The sequence below is a fragment of the Variovorax gracilis genome (genome assembly GCF_030317115.1).
Lineage (GTDB): Bacteria > Pseudomonadota > Gammaproteobacteria > Burkholderiales > Burkholderiaceae_C > Variovorax > Variovorax gracilis.
Genome location: NZ_JASZYF010000064.1, coordinates 1 through 14,509, shown reverse-complemented (window position 1 = coordinate 14,509; position 14,509 = coordinate 1). Strand labels below are relative to the sequence as shown.

17 protein-coding genes are annotated in these 14,509 nt (G+C 68.0%); 3 read left to right on the top strand and 14 right to left on the bottom strand.

All coding sequences use genetic code 11. The features are described from left to right. The 4 genes from QTH97_RS36220 to QTH97_RS36205 all read right to left on the bottom strand — a co-directional run. Positions 1-297: UxaA family hydrolase (locus QTH97_RS36220; protein ID WP_286573570.1), on the bottom strand; the 297-nt coding region annotated here is incomplete at its 3' end. A 24-nt stretch (positions 298-321) separates the two neighbouring features. Beyond that, complete coding sequence (locus tag QTH97_RS36215) at positions 322-1,473, bottom strand: L-talarate/galactarate dehydratase (RefSeq protein ID WP_286573569.1); 1,152 nt, start codon at positions 1,471-1,473, stop codon at positions 322-324. A gap of 44 nt (positions 1,474-1,517) precedes the next feature. Then, positions 1,518-2,477, bottom strand: coding sequence for a Bug family tripartite tricarboxylate transporter substrate binding protein (locus QTH97_RS36210; protein ID WP_286573568.1), 960 nt, complete (start codon positions 2,475-2,477; stop codon positions 1,518-1,520). Positions 2,478-2,514: 37 nt separating this feature from the next. Continuing rightward, positions 2,515-3,519 (bottom strand): Bug family tripartite tricarboxylate transporter substrate binding protein, encoded by a 1,005-nt coding sequence (locus QTH97_RS36205; RefSeq protein WP_286573566.1) that lies wholly within the window; start codon positions 3,517-3,519, stop codon positions 2,515-2,517. A 320-nt stretch (positions 3,520-3,839) separates the two neighbouring features. Between QTH97_RS36205 and QTH97_RS36200 the strand changes: the two genes are divergently transcribed. Further along, the gene (locus QTH97_RS36200) at positions 3,840-4,841 is read left to right on the top strand and encodes a LacI family DNA-binding transcriptional regulator (protein WP_286573564.1); all 1,002 of its coding nucleotides are present in this window, start codon (positions 3,840-3,842) and stop codon (positions 4,839-4,841) included. A 13-nt stretch (positions 4,842-4,854) separates the two neighbouring features. On the opposite strand, the gene QTH97_RS36195 is transcribed toward QTH97_RS36200, so the two are convergent. Next, complete coding sequence (locus QTH97_RS36195) at positions 4,855-5,577, bottom strand: FadR/GntR family transcriptional regulator (protein ID WP_286573563.1); 723 nt, start codon at positions 5,575-5,577, stop codon at positions 4,855-4,857. Between the two features lie 159 nt (positions 5,578-5,736). On the opposite strand from QTH97_RS36195, the gene QTH97_RS36190 reads away from it, so the two are divergent. Continuing rightward, entirely contained in the window at positions 5,737-6,144 is a 408-nt protein-coding gene (locus QTH97_RS36190) for an EF-hand domain-containing protein (RefSeq protein ID WP_286573562.1), read from the top strand. Between the two features lie 64 nt (positions 6,145-6,208). Continuing rightward, a complete protein-coding gene (gcvA, locus tag QTH97_RS36185) occupies positions 6,209-7,108 on the top strand; it encodes a transcriptional regulator GcvA (RefSeq protein ID WP_286573561.1) in 900 nt (299 codons plus the stop codon). A 3-nt stretch (positions 7,109-7,111) separates the two neighbouring features. On the opposite strand, the gene QTH97_RS36180 is transcribed toward gcvA, so the two are convergent. The 9 genes from QTH97_RS36180 to QTH97_RS36140 all read right to left on the bottom strand — a co-directional run bounded on the left by QTH97_RS36180 (position 7,112) and on the right by QTH97_RS36140 (position 14,309). After that, positions 7,112-7,792, bottom strand: coding sequence for a nitroreductase (locus tag QTH97_RS36180; RefSeq protein ID WP_286573560.1), 681 nt, complete (start codon positions 7,790-7,792; stop codon positions 7,112-7,114). Next, on the bottom strand, positions 7,789-9,021 hold the full coding sequence (locus tag QTH97_RS36175) for a CaiB/BaiF CoA transferase family protein (RefSeq protein ID WP_286573559.1): 1,233 nt from the start codon (positions 9,019-9,021) through the stop codon (positions 7,789-7,791). The genes QTH97_RS36180 and QTH97_RS36175 overlap by 4 nt, the downstream gene beginning before the upstream one ends. A 1-nt stretch (position 9,022) precedes the next feature. After that, positions 9,023-9,436 carry a PaaI family thioesterase gene (locus QTH97_RS36170; RefSeq protein WP_286573557.1) on the bottom strand — a complete coding sequence of 138 codons (414 nt, stop codon included), beginning with the start codon at positions 9,434-9,436 and terminating at the stop codon, positions 9,023-9,025. Next, entirely contained in the window at positions 9,433-10,428 is a 996-nt protein-coding gene (locus QTH97_RS36165; RefSeq protein WP_286573556.1) for a Bug family tripartite tricarboxylate transporter substrate binding protein, read from the bottom strand. The genes QTH97_RS36170 and QTH97_RS36165 overlap by 4 nt, the downstream gene beginning before the upstream one ends. A gap of 40 nt (positions 10,429-10,468) precedes the next feature. Continuing rightward, positions 10,469-11,260: an enoyl-CoA hydratase/isomerase family protein gene (locus QTH97_RS36160; RefSeq protein ID WP_444813520.1), complete on the bottom strand. Its 792-nt coding sequence runs from the start codon at positions 11,258-11,260 to the stop codon at positions 10,469-10,471. Between the two features lie 22 nt (positions 11,261-11,282). Further along, entirely contained in the window at positions 11,283-12,062 is a 780-nt protein-coding gene (locus tag QTH97_RS36155; RefSeq protein WP_286573553.1) for an SDR family oxidoreductase, read from the bottom strand. Between the two features lie 3 nt (positions 12,063-12,065). After that, the gene (locus QTH97_RS36150; protein ID WP_286573552.1) at positions 12,066-13,211 is read right to left on the bottom strand and encodes a thiolase family protein; all 1,146 of its coding nucleotides are present in this window, start codon (positions 13,209-13,211) and stop codon (positions 12,066-12,068) included. 23 nt (positions 13,212-13,234) lie between these two features. Then, positions 13,235-13,582: a Zn-ribbon domain-containing OB-fold protein gene (locus QTH97_RS36145; RefSeq protein ID WP_286573551.1), complete on the bottom strand. Its 348-nt coding sequence runs from the start codon at positions 13,580-13,582 to the stop codon at positions 13,235-13,237. A gap of 313 nt (positions 13,583-13,895) precedes the next feature. After that, positions 13,896-14,309 (bottom strand): winged helix-turn-helix transcriptional regulator, encoded by a 414-nt coding sequence (locus QTH97_RS36140; RefSeq protein WP_286573550.1) that lies wholly within the window; start codon positions 14,307-14,309, stop codon positions 13,896-13,898. Positions 14,310-14,509 lie beyond the last annotated feature (200 nt).

The following is a 14,509-nucleotide window of genomic DNA, read 5'->3' as shown; positions in this document are numbered from 1 at the left end:
CAGCCCGACGAGTTCGCGCGCCGCGGGCATCTCGAGCAGCCGCTCATGCACCCAGCTTCCGGCGGGGATCGCCTTCAGCGCATAGCCGATCACGACGTTGTAGCGGCGCACCTCACCGCCTTCGGGGATGTCCACCAGCGCGACCTTGTGCGCCTGCGGCACCTTGTCCACCAGCGTCAGGCCGGAGGGAAACTCCGTGCCGGCCGGCAAGCCGCCGTCGTTGGCCACGATCGCGACGTTGTCGCGATCGTCCATGCTGATGCACAGCGGCGGCGAGAGGGAGAGGGTTTCAGCCATCACGGGTACTCCGGGTGCATCGGCTCAGGCGCGCTTGCCGACTTCGACTTCTTCGCGCGTCCAGCCCCTGGCTTGCTCGCTGAGGCTCAGGCCGAGGCCAGGCCGCGTCGGCACCAGCATCCGGCCGTTCCTGATCTCGAGCCGTTCGTTGAACAGCGGCTCGAGCCAGTCGAAGTGCTCCACCCACGGCTCGGTCTGATAGACCGCGCCGAGATGCACGTGCAGTTCCATCGCGAAGTGCGGCCCCAGGCTCAGGCCTGCCTGCTCGGCCTGGGCCGCGATCTTCAGGAAAGGCGTGATGCCGCCGACGCGAGGCGCATCGGGCATCAGGTAGTCGGCCGCCCGGTGGCGGATCAGTTCGCCGTGCTCGGCCGCGCTGGTCAGCATCTCGCCGGTGGCGATCGGCGTGTCGAACTGCGAGGCGAGCGCGGCGTGGCCTTCGAAGTCGTAGGCGTCCAGCGGCTCTTCGATCCAGATCAGGTTGAACTGCTCGAAGATGCGGCACATGCGCTGCGCGGTCGGGCGATCCCACTGCTGGTTGGCATCGACCATGAGCGGCATGTCGTCGCCCAGGTGCTTGCGAACCGCCTCGACGCGCCGGATGTCCAGCGCGCGATCGGGCTGGCCGACCTTGAGCTTGATGCCGCCGATGCCGCGCTCGCGCGATGCCGCGGCGTTGACCAGCAGTTGATCCAGCGGCGTGTGCAGAAAGCCGCCCGACGTGTTGTAGCACTGGACCGAATCGCGCTGCGAGCCGAGCAGCTTGGACAGCGAGAGCCCAGCGCGCCGGGCCTTCAGGTCATAGAGCGCCACGTCGAACGCGCCGATCGCCTGCACTGCCATGCCGCTGCGTCCCACCGATGCGCCCGCCCAGCACAGCTTGGTCCACAGCTTCGAGATGTCGCTCGGGTCTTCGCCGATCAGCGCCGGGGCGATCTCCCTGGCGTGCGCGAACTGGCCCGGACCCCCGGCGCGCTTCGAGTAGCTGAAGCCCAGTCCCCGGTGGCCGTCCTTCGTCTCGATCTCGGCGAACAGCATCGCGATCTCGGTCATCGGCTTCTGGCGGCCGGTGAGCACCTTGGCATCGCTGATCGGGTTGGCCAGCGGCAGGTAGCACGAGGAGACGCGGACCCAGGCGATGCTGTCGCTGGTCGAGGACGGAGAGGTGGCGGTCATGGTGATGGGGCTTTCAGAGGATTCGGAGATTGCGGCAGTCCTGCTCAGTCGATCGTGATCTTTCCGGTCTCGATCACCTGCTTCCAGCGCGCGTATTCCTTCTGCTGGAACTCGGCGAACTGCGCCGGGGTGTTGGCGACCATCTCGAAGCCGATCGAGGTGAACTGCTCCTTGACCTTCGGGTCGTTGAGGGCCTCGACGAAGGCCGCGTGCGCCTTGTCGCGCACGGCGGGCGACAGGCCCTTGGGCGCCACGATGGCCTGCCACGAAGCGACCTCGACGTTCTTGACGCCGGCCTCGGCGAGCGTCGGCACGTCGGGCAGCACGGGCGAGCGCTTCGGGCTGGTGACGGCGAGCGCGCGCATCTTTCCGCCCTTGATGTACTGCACCACCGAGTTGATGTTCTGGAATGAGGCGTTGACCTGGCCGCCCATCAGGTCCGTGTGCGCCGGCGAGCCGCCCTTGTAGGGCACGTGGATGCCCATGGTTCCGGTCTGCTGCCAGAACAGCTCGGCTGTCAGGTGGTCGCTGGAGCCGTTGCCCGCGGATGCGAAAGTCATCTTGCCGGGATTGGCCTTCTGGTACGCGATGACATCGGCCACGCTCTTGTGCGGCGAGTTCGCGGGCACCACCAGCACGTTGGGCGAGGCGACGGCCACCGTGATCAGGTCGAAGTCCTTGAGCGCGTCGTACTGGAGGCCCTTGACCAGGTGCGGGACGATGACGAGCGGACCGAGCGAAGTGACGAGGAAGGTCGCGCCATCGGGCGCCGCACGCTTGACGAAAGTCGCACCGATGGTGCCGGTGGCACCGGCCTTGTTGTCGACGAGGAAGGATTGCTTGAACTTGTCGGTGAGCCGCGGCGCAATGGCGCGCGCCACCTGGTCGGTCGAGCCGCCCGGCGGGAAGGGCACGACGAGGGTCACGGTCTTGTCCGGCCAGTTCTGTGCATTGGCAGCCAGCGCCGCGAGGCCGAGCGCGATGACGGTGAGGTATTTCTTCATGGGATGTCTCCTGGTTTGCATCGGGGTATGCGGGCGCTCAGTCGAGCTTCAGGCCGGCCTTGGCGACGACGGCCGCCCAGCCCTTGCGCTCTTTCTCGAAGAAGCTGGACATTTCGGCCGGCGGCATCGTGGAGATGTCGGCGCCTTGGGCGATCAACTGCTCGCGCACGGCCGGCAGATGGATGATGCGAAGCAATTCGGCCGAAAGCCGTTCGAGTTGCGGAGCCGGCAGGCCGGCAGGGGCCATCACGCCCTGCCACGTACCCGACTCGAAGCCCTTGACGGTGTCGCCGATGGTCGGGACGCCCGGCAATTGCGCCATCGGCTTGGGCGACGAGACCGCAATGACCTTGAGCCGCTTCGATTGCACGAAGGGCAGCGTCGCCAGCATGCCGTTCATCAGGACTTCAGCCTGCCCTGCGATGGTGTCGTTGATCGCCTGGGAGCCGCCCTTGTAGGGGATGTATTCCCACTTGGCGCCGGTCTTCTCCTGAAGCTGGATGCCAGCCAGGTGAGGCGCGCTCGCCAACGCGGTGACCGCGAAGGAGATGGGCTTCTTCTTCGACAACTCGACCAGTTCAGGCAGCGTGTTGGCCGGCACCGAAGGGTGGACAACCAGCAGGTGCGGCGAGTAGGCCAGCATCGCCACCGGCTGCAGGTTCTTCGACGGATCGAAGGGGAGTTGCGTGTACAGCGACGGGCTGATCGCCAGCGCGCGCACGTCGCACAGGAGGAGCGTGAGGCCGTTGGGCGCCGACTTGGCGACGAAGTCCGCGCCGATATTGCCGTTGGCGCCCACCTTGTTGTCGACGACGACCGTGGCCTTGAGCGCCTCGGCGAGCGGAGCCGAGATGGCGCGGGCGATGATGTCAGAGGAGCCGCCCGCGGTGAACGGCACGATGATCTTGATCGTCTTGCCGGCAAAGGCGTCGGCGGCCGGGTCGGCCGCACGGCTCGGCGACACGCCGGCCGCCGCGATGGCCACGGTGCCCAGCGCGGCGAGTTGAAGGATTCGGCGACGCGGAAAGTGTGCGGTCTGCATATTGACTCCAGTTGTAGGTGGTAACGTTGTCATTTGCGGCTTTGTTTTGGGGCACCGGCGTCGAGGTCTGCCGTGTTTCCATTCCTGTCGTGCTGCCGTTGCAAGATCTGCCGAAGCGGTGCAAATGATATCGTTGTCATTTTTGATGGTCAACCGACTTCTTGTCAGGGTTTTCCCGCGCAACTCCGCAATGCTCATCGCTCGACGACACTCTCGGCAGCGCGCGCTCAACGAGCGCATTGGCATCCGTGGCCCGCTTCTGCTAACGTTGTCATGTTCTCCCTCCGCCTTCACGCCCAGACTTCCCGACAGCAGCCCGAATGAATGCCGTATCTCCCTTCAAAGCAGCCACGCTCCACGACGTGGCCAAGGCCGCCGGCGTTTCGCTGATCACCGCGTCACGCGCGCTCAGCAATCCCAGCGTCGTATCGAAGAAGACCATCGAGAAGGTGCAGGCGGCGGTCGACTCGACGGGCTATATCCCCAACCTGCTCGCCGGCGGGCTCAAGTCCAAGCGCAGCCTGATGGTGGGCGGCATCGTGCCGGCGCTGTCCGTGTCGCAGTTCCTGCCGACCGTGCAGGCGCTGACGACCGAGCTGGCATCCGCGGGCTATCAACTGATCCTGGGCCAGACCTCCTACGACGCCGGGCAGGAAGAATCGGTGCTCAACACCATGATCGGCCGGCAGCCCGACGGCATCGTCATGACGGGCCTGGTGCAGTCGCAGAAGGCCAGGGACCGGCTGCACCGCTCCGGCATCCCGGTCGTCGAGACCTGGGACCTCAGCGATCGGCCGGTCGACATGCTGGTGGGCTTCTCGCACGTGAAGGTGGGCGGCGCCGTGGGAGGCTACTTCCTGGGCAAGGGATGGAAGCGCATCGGCATCGCCACCGGCGACGACCATCGCGCCCGGATGCGGCGCGACGGGTTCCAGACCACGCTTGGACGCGAGGTGCCGACCGCCTTCGTTCCGGCACCCAGCAGCCTGGAGCTGGGCCGCCGCGCCCTCGCGGAATTGCTGGATCAGGACCCGCAGCTCGAAGCGGTCTGCTGCAGCTCCGACCAACTCGCGCATGGCGTGATGGTGGAAGCGCTCGCGCGCGGCTTGCGCGTGCCGCAGGATCTGGCGATCTGCGGCTTCGGCAACGCGGATTTCGGCGCGCACACGGTCCCCTCGATCTCCACCGTGCACGTCGACGGTGCCGAGATCGGCCGCCTCGCCGCTCGATTGATCGTCGCGCGCTGCCGGGGTGAATCCGTGGCGCAACCCGTCATCGACGTCGGGTTCCGCATGATCGAGCGGCAGTCTTCGGCCACCTAGGGCCGCCACGCCGCTACCAGCGCTGCGGCAGTTCGGAGGCGCGCCGTCGCTCCCGCCCGTTCACCAGGTGGGTCCGCATGGCCGCGCGCGCCGCGTCGACATCCTGCTGCGCGATGGCGTCGAAGATGCTTCGATGCTCATTGCGCGCATGGCTCGTCCAGATGGCGCTCATGTCCTCCCCGGCGGCGACTTGCAGGAACGAAGTCGGTACGCACGTGGGGCCGAGCGCCTCCAGCACCGCGGCGAAATGCGGGCTGTGCGATGCGCGAGCAATCTCGAGGTGGTACTGGAAGTCGGGCACCGCCGTATCCATGCCCTGCTCCATCGCCACGTCGAACGCATGGAGCGCGCCTTTCATGGCGTCCAGGTCGGCGGGCAGGCGGCGCTGCGCCGCCAGCGCGGCCGCCTCGGTCTCCAGGCCCACGCGCAGTTCGATCAGCGCCAGCGCCTGCGCCAGGCTGTCGTCCGGGCTGCTCTCGACCTGGAACGGCTTGGCCCGCGTGGCGCCCACCACGAAGGTGCCGATGCCCTGGCGCGTCTGCACCATGCCCGCGGCCTGCAGCTTCGACAGCGCCTCCCTGACCACGGTGCGGCTGACGCCGAACTCTTCCATGATCGCGGCCTCCGTCGGCAAGCGGTCGCCGGCCCGCAGGGGGCCGATCCGCATGCGCTTGCTCAGCTCGTCGACCACGCCGACGCTCAGGCTTCGCGACCGGGATCGTTCAATGGGTTGCATGAGCAGGCGCTGCTGAATTTGAAATGATAACGTTGTCAGATCGTACAGGCATGCCGGCGAATTGGCTACAGCGGCGCCATCCGACGGGATCGGGCGCCCGACGCCGACACCCGACCGACGGCAGCGCAACCAGGCTGCGGCTTGAAGGAAGAGGTCACCATGAAAGCACTCATGACAGCAGCGATGACGGCATGGATGTCACTGGCGGCGGTGGCTGCTGGCGGACAGCCGTCGGATGCAGAGATCGCGGCGGCGTTCAAGAAGGCCGATCCCGACAACGACGGCACGGTCAGTCGTTCCGAAGCCGCGAAGTTCGGCATCGGCAGGCGGGCTTTCGACCACGCGAACCCGGACAAGGACGGCACCCTCGACATCAAGGAGTTCCTTGCTGCCGTGAACTATCAGTTCGACAAGGCGAATCCGGACAGCGACGACACACTCGATCGCAAGGAAGCGGCCAAGGCCGGCATCAAGAGCAAGGCGATCTTCGACCGGGCCAATCCGGACAACGACGGCACGCTGGACCGCGCGGAATACCTTCGGGCATTGACGTTGCAGGCCAGATAGGCTCGGCGTCCGGCGCCGCGACGCCCACGCGCACCCTGCGGCGCTACGTGGCATCCTCGCGGCGATGGATCCCCTGCCACCCCTCAACGCGCTGCGAGCCTTCGAGGCGGCGGCTCGCCATCTGAGCATCACGGTCGCGGCCGACGAGCTGAACGTCACGCCGGGCGCGGTCAGCCGGCAGATCCGCATGCTGGAGGAGATGCTACGCGTGCAGCTGCTGCACCGGGGCCACCGGCAGATCTCGCTCACGCGGCAGGGCGAGGACTACTACCGCGCGGTGACCAAGGCCATCGAGGCCCTGCGCGAAGCCACGCTGCGCCTGACCCGGCGCTCGCGGCGCAAGCAGCTCAAGGTGCGCGCCTACACCACCTTCGCGATGCGCTGGCTGATACCCCGCCTGTCGAGCTTTCACTCGGCCAACCCCGGCATCGAGGTGCTGCTCACGGCCTCGCTCGATCCGGTCGAATTCCGCAAGGAGGATATCGACGGCGCGATCCGGCTCGGCGACGGCAAGTGGAGCGGCGTGAACACCCACCGGCTGGTGCCCAACGTGCTGCTGCCCGTGTGCAGCCCCGCCCTGCTCGCGGCCGGACCGAAGATCCGGAAGCCCGCCGACCTGCAGCACCAGACGCTGCTGCATTCGATCGCCCGCCCCGACGACTGGGGCTACTGGCTGGAGGCGGCGCGCGTCGATCATCGGATCGATGCGCGAGGCGGCATGACCTACCAGAGCTCGGCCATGGCGTACGCGGCCGCGATCGAGGGGCAGGGGTTCGCCATCGCGCAGCGCTTCCTGGTGGAGGGCGACCTGGCCTCCGGCAAGCTGGTGGCCCCTTTCAAGCAAACGGTCGACATGGGCGACTTCACCTACTACCTGCTGACGCCATCGGACCGCAAGGAGAGTGCGAGCATGGCCACCTTCCGCCAGTGGCTGCTCTCGCAGTTCACCGAGGCACGGGCCTAGCGCTCAACAGCCGATGAAGCGGGCGAAGGCCCCCACCGGCTCGCGCCGCGTCGTCAGGCGATTGGCCGGCTCGTCCGGATCGGGGTGGCCCAGCGACATGCCGCACACCACGATCTCCTGGTCGGGGATGTCGAGGTGCGCACGTATGACCCGGTGATAGCGCGCGAAGGCCTGCTGCGCGCAGGTCGCCAGGCCATGGGCGACGGCGGCCACCATCAGCGCATGCAGGAACATGCCCAGGTCCAGCCAGGCGGCCTGCCCGTGGTCGCGCTCGATGGTGAAGAACAGGCCCACCGGCGCGCCGAAGAACTCGTAGTTGCGCGCGTACTGGCGCGCCATGGCGGCCTCGTCTCCCTTGGGAATGCCCAGCAGCCCGTACAGCGCCTTGCCCACCTCGCGCCGCCGCGAGAGGTAGGGCTCGCGCCAGACCGGCGGGTAGTACACGTACTCCTCCCGGTGCCCGGCGCCGCCGGCCCGGTGCAGGGACGCCAGCTCGTCGCACAGCCGGTCGCGCGGCCCGCCCGCGCACACGTAGACGCGCCACGGCTGGGTGTTCGATGCGCTGGGGCTGCGCGCGGCATCCTGGAGAACGGCCTCGATGGTCGCGCGCTCCACCGGCGTCGGAAGGAAGCCGCGCACGCTGCGCCGGGCATGCAGCGCCTCACGGGCATCAGGCGTGATCACGAGATCTCCGGCTCGAGCCGGCCCTGATGAATGTCGGCGCAATGAACCGCACCCGCAGCGCTCAGCGCCGCCACCTCGCCGTCCGCGTAGCCCATGGCCAGCAACACCTCGCGCGTGTGTTCGCCGCAGGCCGGCGCAGGGGTCGAAGGCCGCGCGTTCTCCTCGGCGCTGTTGATCGGAAAGCCGGGCATGCGGATGGTGCCGAGGCTCGCATGCCGCACCTGCCCGATCATGCGGTTGGCCGCCACCTGCGGATGCCGCGCCACGTCCTCGTAGCTGGCGACCGGCGCGCACAGGATGTCGGCCTCTTTCAGCACAGGCAGCCATTGCGCCGTGGAGCGCGTGCGAAACACCGCCGTCAGCAACTCGACGAGCTGCGCCCGGTTCGCCACGCGCAGCGGCGATGTGGCGAAGCGCGGATCGTCGGCCAGGTGGTCGAGCCGCAGCAGACCGCACAGCCGCTTCCAGCGATCGGGCATGTAGGCCGCGACCATGATCCATCCGTCGCGCGTCTCGAAGGCCTGGTTGGGGGCCGAGTACGGCGCGGCGCTGCCGGCTCGCACGGGCGGTTCGTCATCGGCGAAGTAACTGGTGATCGACGACTGCTGGAGCGCGAGCGCCGAGTTCAGCAGGTTCACGTCCAGGTGGCCGCCCTGCCCGTCGCGCGCACGCTGCGCCAGCTTCGCCAGGATGCCCATGCAGGCCACGTACCCCGTCATCACATCGACCACCGGCGCCTGTACCTTGCAGGGCTCGCCGCCGGCCGCACCGATGAGGCTCATGAGGCCGGAGTCGGCCTGCACGATGCCGTCCACGCCGGCACGATCGGCGTAGGGGCCCTCCTGCCCGTAGGCGGAGATGGAGCAATAGATCAGCCCGGGATGCATCGCCGTCAGGTCCTCATGTCCCAGGCCCAGCCGCGCCATCACGCCCGGACGCATGCTTTCCACCACGATGTCGGCGCCGGCCACCAGCCTGCGCGCGACGGCAAGGCCCTCGGGCGACTTCAGGTCCAGCGATACGCCGAGCTTGTTGCGGTTGAAGCCATGGAAGAGCGCGCTGTCGTCGCCGATCCAGCCCGGCCCCAGGCCGCGGCCCATCTCGCCGGCCGGCGCCTCCACCTTCAGCACGCGGGAGCCCATGTCGGCCAGCAGCATGGTGCAGGTCGGGCCGGCGCCGATCTGCGTGAAGTCGACGACCGTCAGTCCATCCAATGCATCGCGCAACATGTCAGCTCTCCTGGTGGGAACGGGACCGCTTGAAGGTGCCCTGCGCCGTCGCCACCAGCTCGCCGGACTCGGCGACCAGCTCCGCGGACGCGAAATACAGGTTGCGGCCCGATTTCGTCACCGAGCCGATGGCGCTCAGCCGGCCGCTGTCGACCTTGCTGATGTAGCTGATGGTCAGCATCACCGTCACTGCATGGCCGAGCACGCCGTTCGTGCCGTCGTGCAGGCCCGCGTACCCGCAGGCTGCATCGAGCAGCGTGGCCGTCACCCCGCCCTGCAGGCTGCCCTGGCGGTTGAGGTGCCGGGGCGCCACGTCGAGCTCGAAGGTGCTGCGGCCGGGGCCGACGCTCGCCAGCCGGATGCCCAGGTCTTCGAGCAGCGGGTTGTCCATCTGCAGGCCGGCGGGCGCGTTCACAGCGCCACCTTGATGCCGTTGTCGTTGATGACCTTCTCCCAGCGCGCCATCTCCCGCGCGATGTAGGCCTTGAGTTCCTCGGGGGTGGAGGCCTGCGACTCGAAGCCCTGCTTCGTCAGTTGCTCCGCCACCTCGGGCGACTTCAGTGCCGCGACCAGCGCCGCGTTGAGCTTGTCGACCACCGGGCGCGGCGTCTTCGCCGGCGCGAGCAGGCTGTACCAGAGCCCCGCTTCGTAGCCCTTCACGCCCGCTTCCGCGAAGGTCGGAAGATCGGGCATCAGCGCCGAGCGCTTCTGTCCGGCGATGCCGAGTGCCCGCAGCTTGCCGGCCTGCACGTGCTGCGCCGCCGATGCGTAGGTCGCGAAGGAGATCTGCACCTGCCCGCCGATCAGGTCGGTGATCGACGGCGCCGTGCCGCGATAGGGCACGTGCAGCAGCTCGGTCTTGTTGAGCTTGGCGAAGACCTCGCCGGCCAGATGCTGCGGCGTGCCGTTGCCGGGGCTGCTGTAGCTCAGCTTGCCGGGGTTCGCGCGGCTGTAGTCGATGAATTCCTTCAGCGTCTTGTAGGGTTGGTCGTTGTTCGCCACCAGCACGATCGGCACCGACGCGATCAGGCCCACGGGCTCGAAGTCGCGCTCGATGCGGAACGGCACCTTGATGCCGAGAAAGGGGTTCATCGTGACCTGGCTGGACGCGATGACCACCGTGTAGCCGTCGGCCGGCGCATGCGCGACGAAGTCGGTGCCCAGGTTGCCGCCGGCACCGGGCTTGTTGTCGATCAGGATGGTCTGGCCGAGGATCTGCGACATCTTCGGCCCGATGGCGCGCGCCAGCAGGTCGTTGCCGCCGCCGGCCGCGAAAGGCACCACCAGCGTGATCGGCTTCTGCGTGGGGAAAGCCGGCTGCGCGTGGGCCGTGGCCGCCGGGGCGATGAGCGATGCCGCCAGGGCGCCGAGCAAGCCGGCGCGGACGAAGGGAGTGGGAACTCGCATGGAAGTCTCCTGATGTGTGGGGTTCGGGTCGGATTCGTGTTCAGCGGCCGATGTAGTTCGGCGCGCGCTTCTCGGCGAAGGCCTGGCGGCCCTCGAGGCGGTCCGCGGTGTCCCGCAGCACGCCCCAGTACAGCTCGGTCAGTTGCTGGGCATCGGCTTCGCCGAGATGGCCGGTCTGGCGCGACAGCTTCTTGACCGCCTGCACCGCGAGCGGCGCGTTGGCGGCGATGCGCGAGGCGATCGCCATCGCGCGGTCGAGCAAGGCATTGGCGTCGACCGCTTCGCTGACCAGGCCGATGCGCCGCGCCTCCCGGGCATCAACGCGCTCGCCGGTCAGCACCATCTGCATCGCGTGCGCCGAGGGCACGGCTTTGAGCAGCCGATGCAGGCCCGAGACGGCCGGGATGGAGCCGACCCTCGTCTCGGGCAGGCCGAAGCTGGCTTCGAGCGACGCGATCCGCACGTCGCACTGCAGCGCGATCTCCAGGCCCGCGCCCAGGCAATGCCCGTTCACCGCGGCGATCAGCGGTTTCCACAAGCCCAGGTCGCCCAGGTCCATCAGGCGGATGTAGAGCCCCAGGTCGGCGGCGCGCCCGGGCGGCTGGAACAGCGCCTCCGGATAGCTGGCCGGCGAAGTCTGCGTGCCCTTGAGGTCGGCTCCGGCGCAGAAGGCACGTCCGCCCGCGCCGGTGAGGATCGCGACCCGGAGGTCGTCACGGTCCCGCACCTCGCCCAGGTGCTCGCGCAGCGCGCGGAGGGCGGCGACGTCCAAGGCGTTGAGGGCCTCCGGCCGATCGATGGTGAGGACGGCGATCGCGCCGTCGATGTCCATGCGTACGCTCATGTCGTTCTCCTCAGACGCTGGGCGACGAGAGGCTGCGCCCGCCGCACACGTACAGGGTCTGCCCCGTCACGTAAGACGACACCGGGTCGAGGAAGAAGGCCACCGCGTTGGCGATGTCCTCCGCCGAGCCGATGCGCTGCACCGGCACCGACTTCTGCAGCCTGGCCTGGACTTCCTCGGTGAAGTTGCGGAACAGCGGCGTGTCCACGATGCCGGGCGCCACGGCATTCACCGTGATGCCCTTGGCCGCGAACTCGATCGCCAGCGAGCGCGTGAGGCTCACCACACCGCCCTTGGCTGCCGAGTAGTTGGCCTGCCCGAAGCCGCCCAGCCAGGCGCGCGAGGAGATGTTCACGATGCGGCCGAAGCCGCGCTCCACCATGCCCGGCAAGGCGGCGCGGCAGCACAGGAACTGAGAGCGCAGGTTGGTGTCGATCACCAGGTCCCAGTCCTCGTCGCTCATCTTGAGGAAGCGCATGTCGCGAACTGCGCCGGCGTTGTTCACCAGGTGGTCGAGCCGCCCGGTGCGCTCGACGATGCCGGCGAAGGCCGCATTGACGGCTGTCGAGTCGGTGAGGTCGACGGTGGCGCCGATGACGTTCAGGCCTTCCGCGCCCAGCGCGCTGACCGCCGTGTCGAGCGCCGCGCCATCACGGTCGAGCAGCGCGACGGTGAGACCTTGGCGCGCGAGGCTGGTGGCGATGCCAAGGCCGATGCCACGGGCCGCGCCGGTCACGGCGGCCACCTGGGTAGTGTCGAAGCGGGGGGTAAGACCGAGGGCGGACGTCATTGCTCAGACTCCCAGCAGATGGACGGACGAGGCCGCGTGGTCGACGCCGGCGATGCCGCCGCCGGTGCATTGGGTGAGCCCGATCCCGGCATCGGCGACCTGCCGCGCGCCGGCGCGGCCTTGCAGATGCCACATCACCTCCACCATCTGCGCCACGCCCGTCGCGCCCAGCGGATGACCCTTCGCCAGCAGGCCGCCGCTCGGATTGACCGGCACGCGGCCGCCCAGTTGCGTGGCGCCGGACTTCAGCAGCGACACGGCGTCGCCGCGAGGCGCGAGGCCGAGGGCCTCGTAGTACAGCAGCTCGGCGATGGTGAAGGCGTCGTGCAGCTCCACCACGTCCACATCCTGCGGGCCGACACCGGCCTGCTCGTAGGCCTGGCGGGCGGCGCGGGCGGTGATCTCGGCATCGAGGATGTCGTCGTCCGCCTCTTCGCGAAGGCCGGAGACGACCACCGAGGACAGCACCTTGACCGGCCGTTGCTGCGCCGGGCGCCGGCTGCTCACCACCACCGCCGCTGCACCGTCGACCTGCGAGGGGCAGCACTGCAGCAGCGTCAACGGGTCCGCGATCATGCGCGATGCCAGCACCTCCTCCACCGTGGTCTCGGTGCGCTGCTGCGCGAACTCGTTGAGGGCGCCGTTGCGGCGATTCTTGACCGCGATGGCGGCCAGGTCGGCGCGGCTCGCTCCGCGCTCGTGCAGGAAGCGGGTGCCGCGCATCGCATAGACCGCGGGCAGCACCATGCCGGCCTTGGCGTACAGCTCGGTCTTGTGGTCGTTGCGCTGAAGCGGGATCGTCCCGCCGCCGAGCGCGGTGAGCTGCTCGACGCCGAAGACCAGCACCGTCTCGTACTGCTGCGCCAGCAGCGCATGCCGCGCCAGGTGCACGCCGGTCGCGCCGCTGGCGCAGGCGTTCTCCACGTTGTAGACGGGAATGCCCTTGAAGCCCAGGTCGCGCACGATGAGCTGGCCGAGGATCATCCCGCCCAGCACGTTCGCGCAGTAGATGGCCTGGATGTCGGCGGGCGACACGCCGGCATCGTCCATGGCGCGCAGGATGGCCTGCTGCGCCAGTTCGGGGGCCAGCACGCCCGCGTGGCGGCCGAAGGGGGTCATGGCGCCGCCGGTGATGTAGATGTCTTGCATAGTGTGAGTTCCTCGCTTGGGGTTCAGGCCTCGACGGCCTCGAAGACGTAGCCGAAGTCCGCGTCTGCACGCGGCCGGTAGCGATCGCCGATGGCTGGCTGCTCCCTGCCCTGGAGGCGGCCGAAGATGCGCACAGGGCCGGGGAAGTCCACGTAGCCCAGCGCGTATGGCGCCTGCCCGCTCTTCGCGCTCGGATGGATCACGGTGAAGCTGTAGACCTCGCCGGCACCTTCGATGGCGACGGTCTCGTGTCGCGCCGCCAGCGGCGAGGCATCGGCGACGGCGGGGAAGATCCACTCGCCAGTGCTGCGGTCGCGGGATGCGAGCAGCTCGCGATCGGTACTCCAGAGTGGATAAGGTTGGGCTGACATGTCGGTCTCCTTGAAGTGGTGGATGGCGTTGCACCTTTGCGGCGCGTGTCGCAATGGTTGTCGCCGACCGACTTCCCGACAAACGATATTTGCGGCGCTTTCGGTTGAGAAAATATCAATCGAATCCCGTGCGACCGCGCTCGTCGATGAGTTGGCGGTACGGATGAAGTTGTCGCGCCGTCCATGATGCGACACCGATTCGACAAAGGCCTTGGGGGCCTCTCCGGCCCACACTCAGCTTGCGCCCCGGAACGTGAGAGCGGAAGCCGTCAATCGGGCCGTCCTGGGTTGCGTCCCGGAACGGCCGGCGGCATCACGATATGCCGTGTTCCTGCCGAAGCTGCTTTTCGAGTTGCTTCAGAAACCTGGCTCCCCCCTGCACGAGTTGCACGGCTTCGGGCCGGCGCGTCTTGGGGAAATGCGTCTGGGTCCACGCGCTCAGCGCCACCAGCACCGGCAGCAGTTCCAGCCCCTTCTCGGTCAGGCTGTAGACGGCCTTCTGGGCGTGCGTGGGATCCCCGTTCTTCGTCACGATGCCAGTCTCGACCAGCGAGTTGAGCCGATCCGCGAGCACGTTGCTCGAGATCGCCTCTTCGGACTGCAGGAACTCGCGGAAATGGCGCTTGCCCGCGAACATCAGGTCGCGGATGACAAGCAGTGTCCAGCGGTCACCCAGGAGCTCCAGCCCAGTGCTGATGGGGCATGTCGATCGGCCGTCGTTTCTCATCGAATCGATTTTATTCCGATTGCAGTTTGCAAGCAGTTTGATCACAATACCGGTCTTGATTTGCAACCAGTCGAGGAGCCCCCATGACCCAATACTGTTCGGTTACGCAGAAAATCCGCCTGAGGGGTTTGTTGGCGACCATGGCCGCACGCCGGAGCGCCGGACAATTTGTATAGGGGCACCTGGCCGCCCTGAGAACA

Bases quoted from the DNA above. Each gene is read 5' to 3' on its own strand.
- QTH97_RS36140 (WP_286573550.1), bottom strand. From the start codon at position 14,309: ATGAGAAACGACGGCCGATCGACATGCCCCATCAGCACTGGGCTGGAG.
- QTH97_RS36160 (WP_444813520.1), bottom strand. From the start codon at position 11,260: ATGGACATCGACGGCGCGATCGCCGTCCTCACCATCGATCGGCCGGAG.
- QTH97_RS36200 (WP_286573564.1), top strand. From the start codon at position 3,840: ATGAATGCCGTATCTCCCTTCAAAGCAGCCACGCTCCACGACGTGGCC.
- QTH97_RS36175 (WP_286573559.1), bottom strand. From the start codon at position 9,021: ATGTTGCGCGATGCATTGGATGGACTGACGGTCGTCGACTTCACGCAG.
- QTH97_RS36210 (WP_286573568.1), bottom strand. From the start codon at position 2,477: ATGAAGAAATACCTCACCGTCATCGCGCTCGGCCTCGCGGCGCTGGCT.
- QTH97_RS36190 (WP_286573562.1), top strand. From the start codon at position 5,737: ATGAAAGCACTCATGACAGCAGCGATGACGGCATGGATGTCACTGGCG.
- QTH97_RS36165 (WP_286573556.1), bottom strand. From the start codon at position 10,428: ATGCGAGTTCCCACTCCCTTCGTCCGCGCCGGCTTGCTCGGCGCCCTG.
- QTH97_RS36145 (WP_286573551.1), bottom strand. From the start codon at position 13,582: ATGTCAGCCCAACCTTATCCACTCTGGAGTACCGATCGCGAGCTGCTC.
- QTH97_RS36195 (WP_286573563.1), bottom strand. From the start codon at position 5,577: ATGCAACCCATTGAACGATCCCGGTCGCGAAGCCTGAGCGTCGGCGTG.
- QTH97_RS36205 (WP_286573566.1), bottom strand. From the start codon at position 3,519: ATGCAGACCGCACACTTTCCGCGTCGCCGAATCCTTCAACTCGCCGCG.
- QTH97_RS36215 (WP_286573569.1), bottom strand. From the start codon at position 1,473: ATGACCGCCACCTCTCCGTCCTCGACCAGCGACAGCATCGCCTGGGTC.
- gcvA (WP_286573561.1), top strand. From the start codon at position 6,209: ATGGATCCCCTGCCACCCCTCAACGCGCTGCGAGCCTTCGAGGCGGCG.
- QTH97_RS36155 (WP_286573553.1), bottom strand. From the start codon at position 12,062: ATGACGTCCGCCCTCGGTCTTACCCCCCGCTTCGACACTACCCAGGTG.
- QTH97_RS36150 (WP_286573552.1), bottom strand. From the start codon at position 13,211: ATGCAAGACATCTACATCACCGGCGGCGCCATGACCCCCTTCGGCCGC.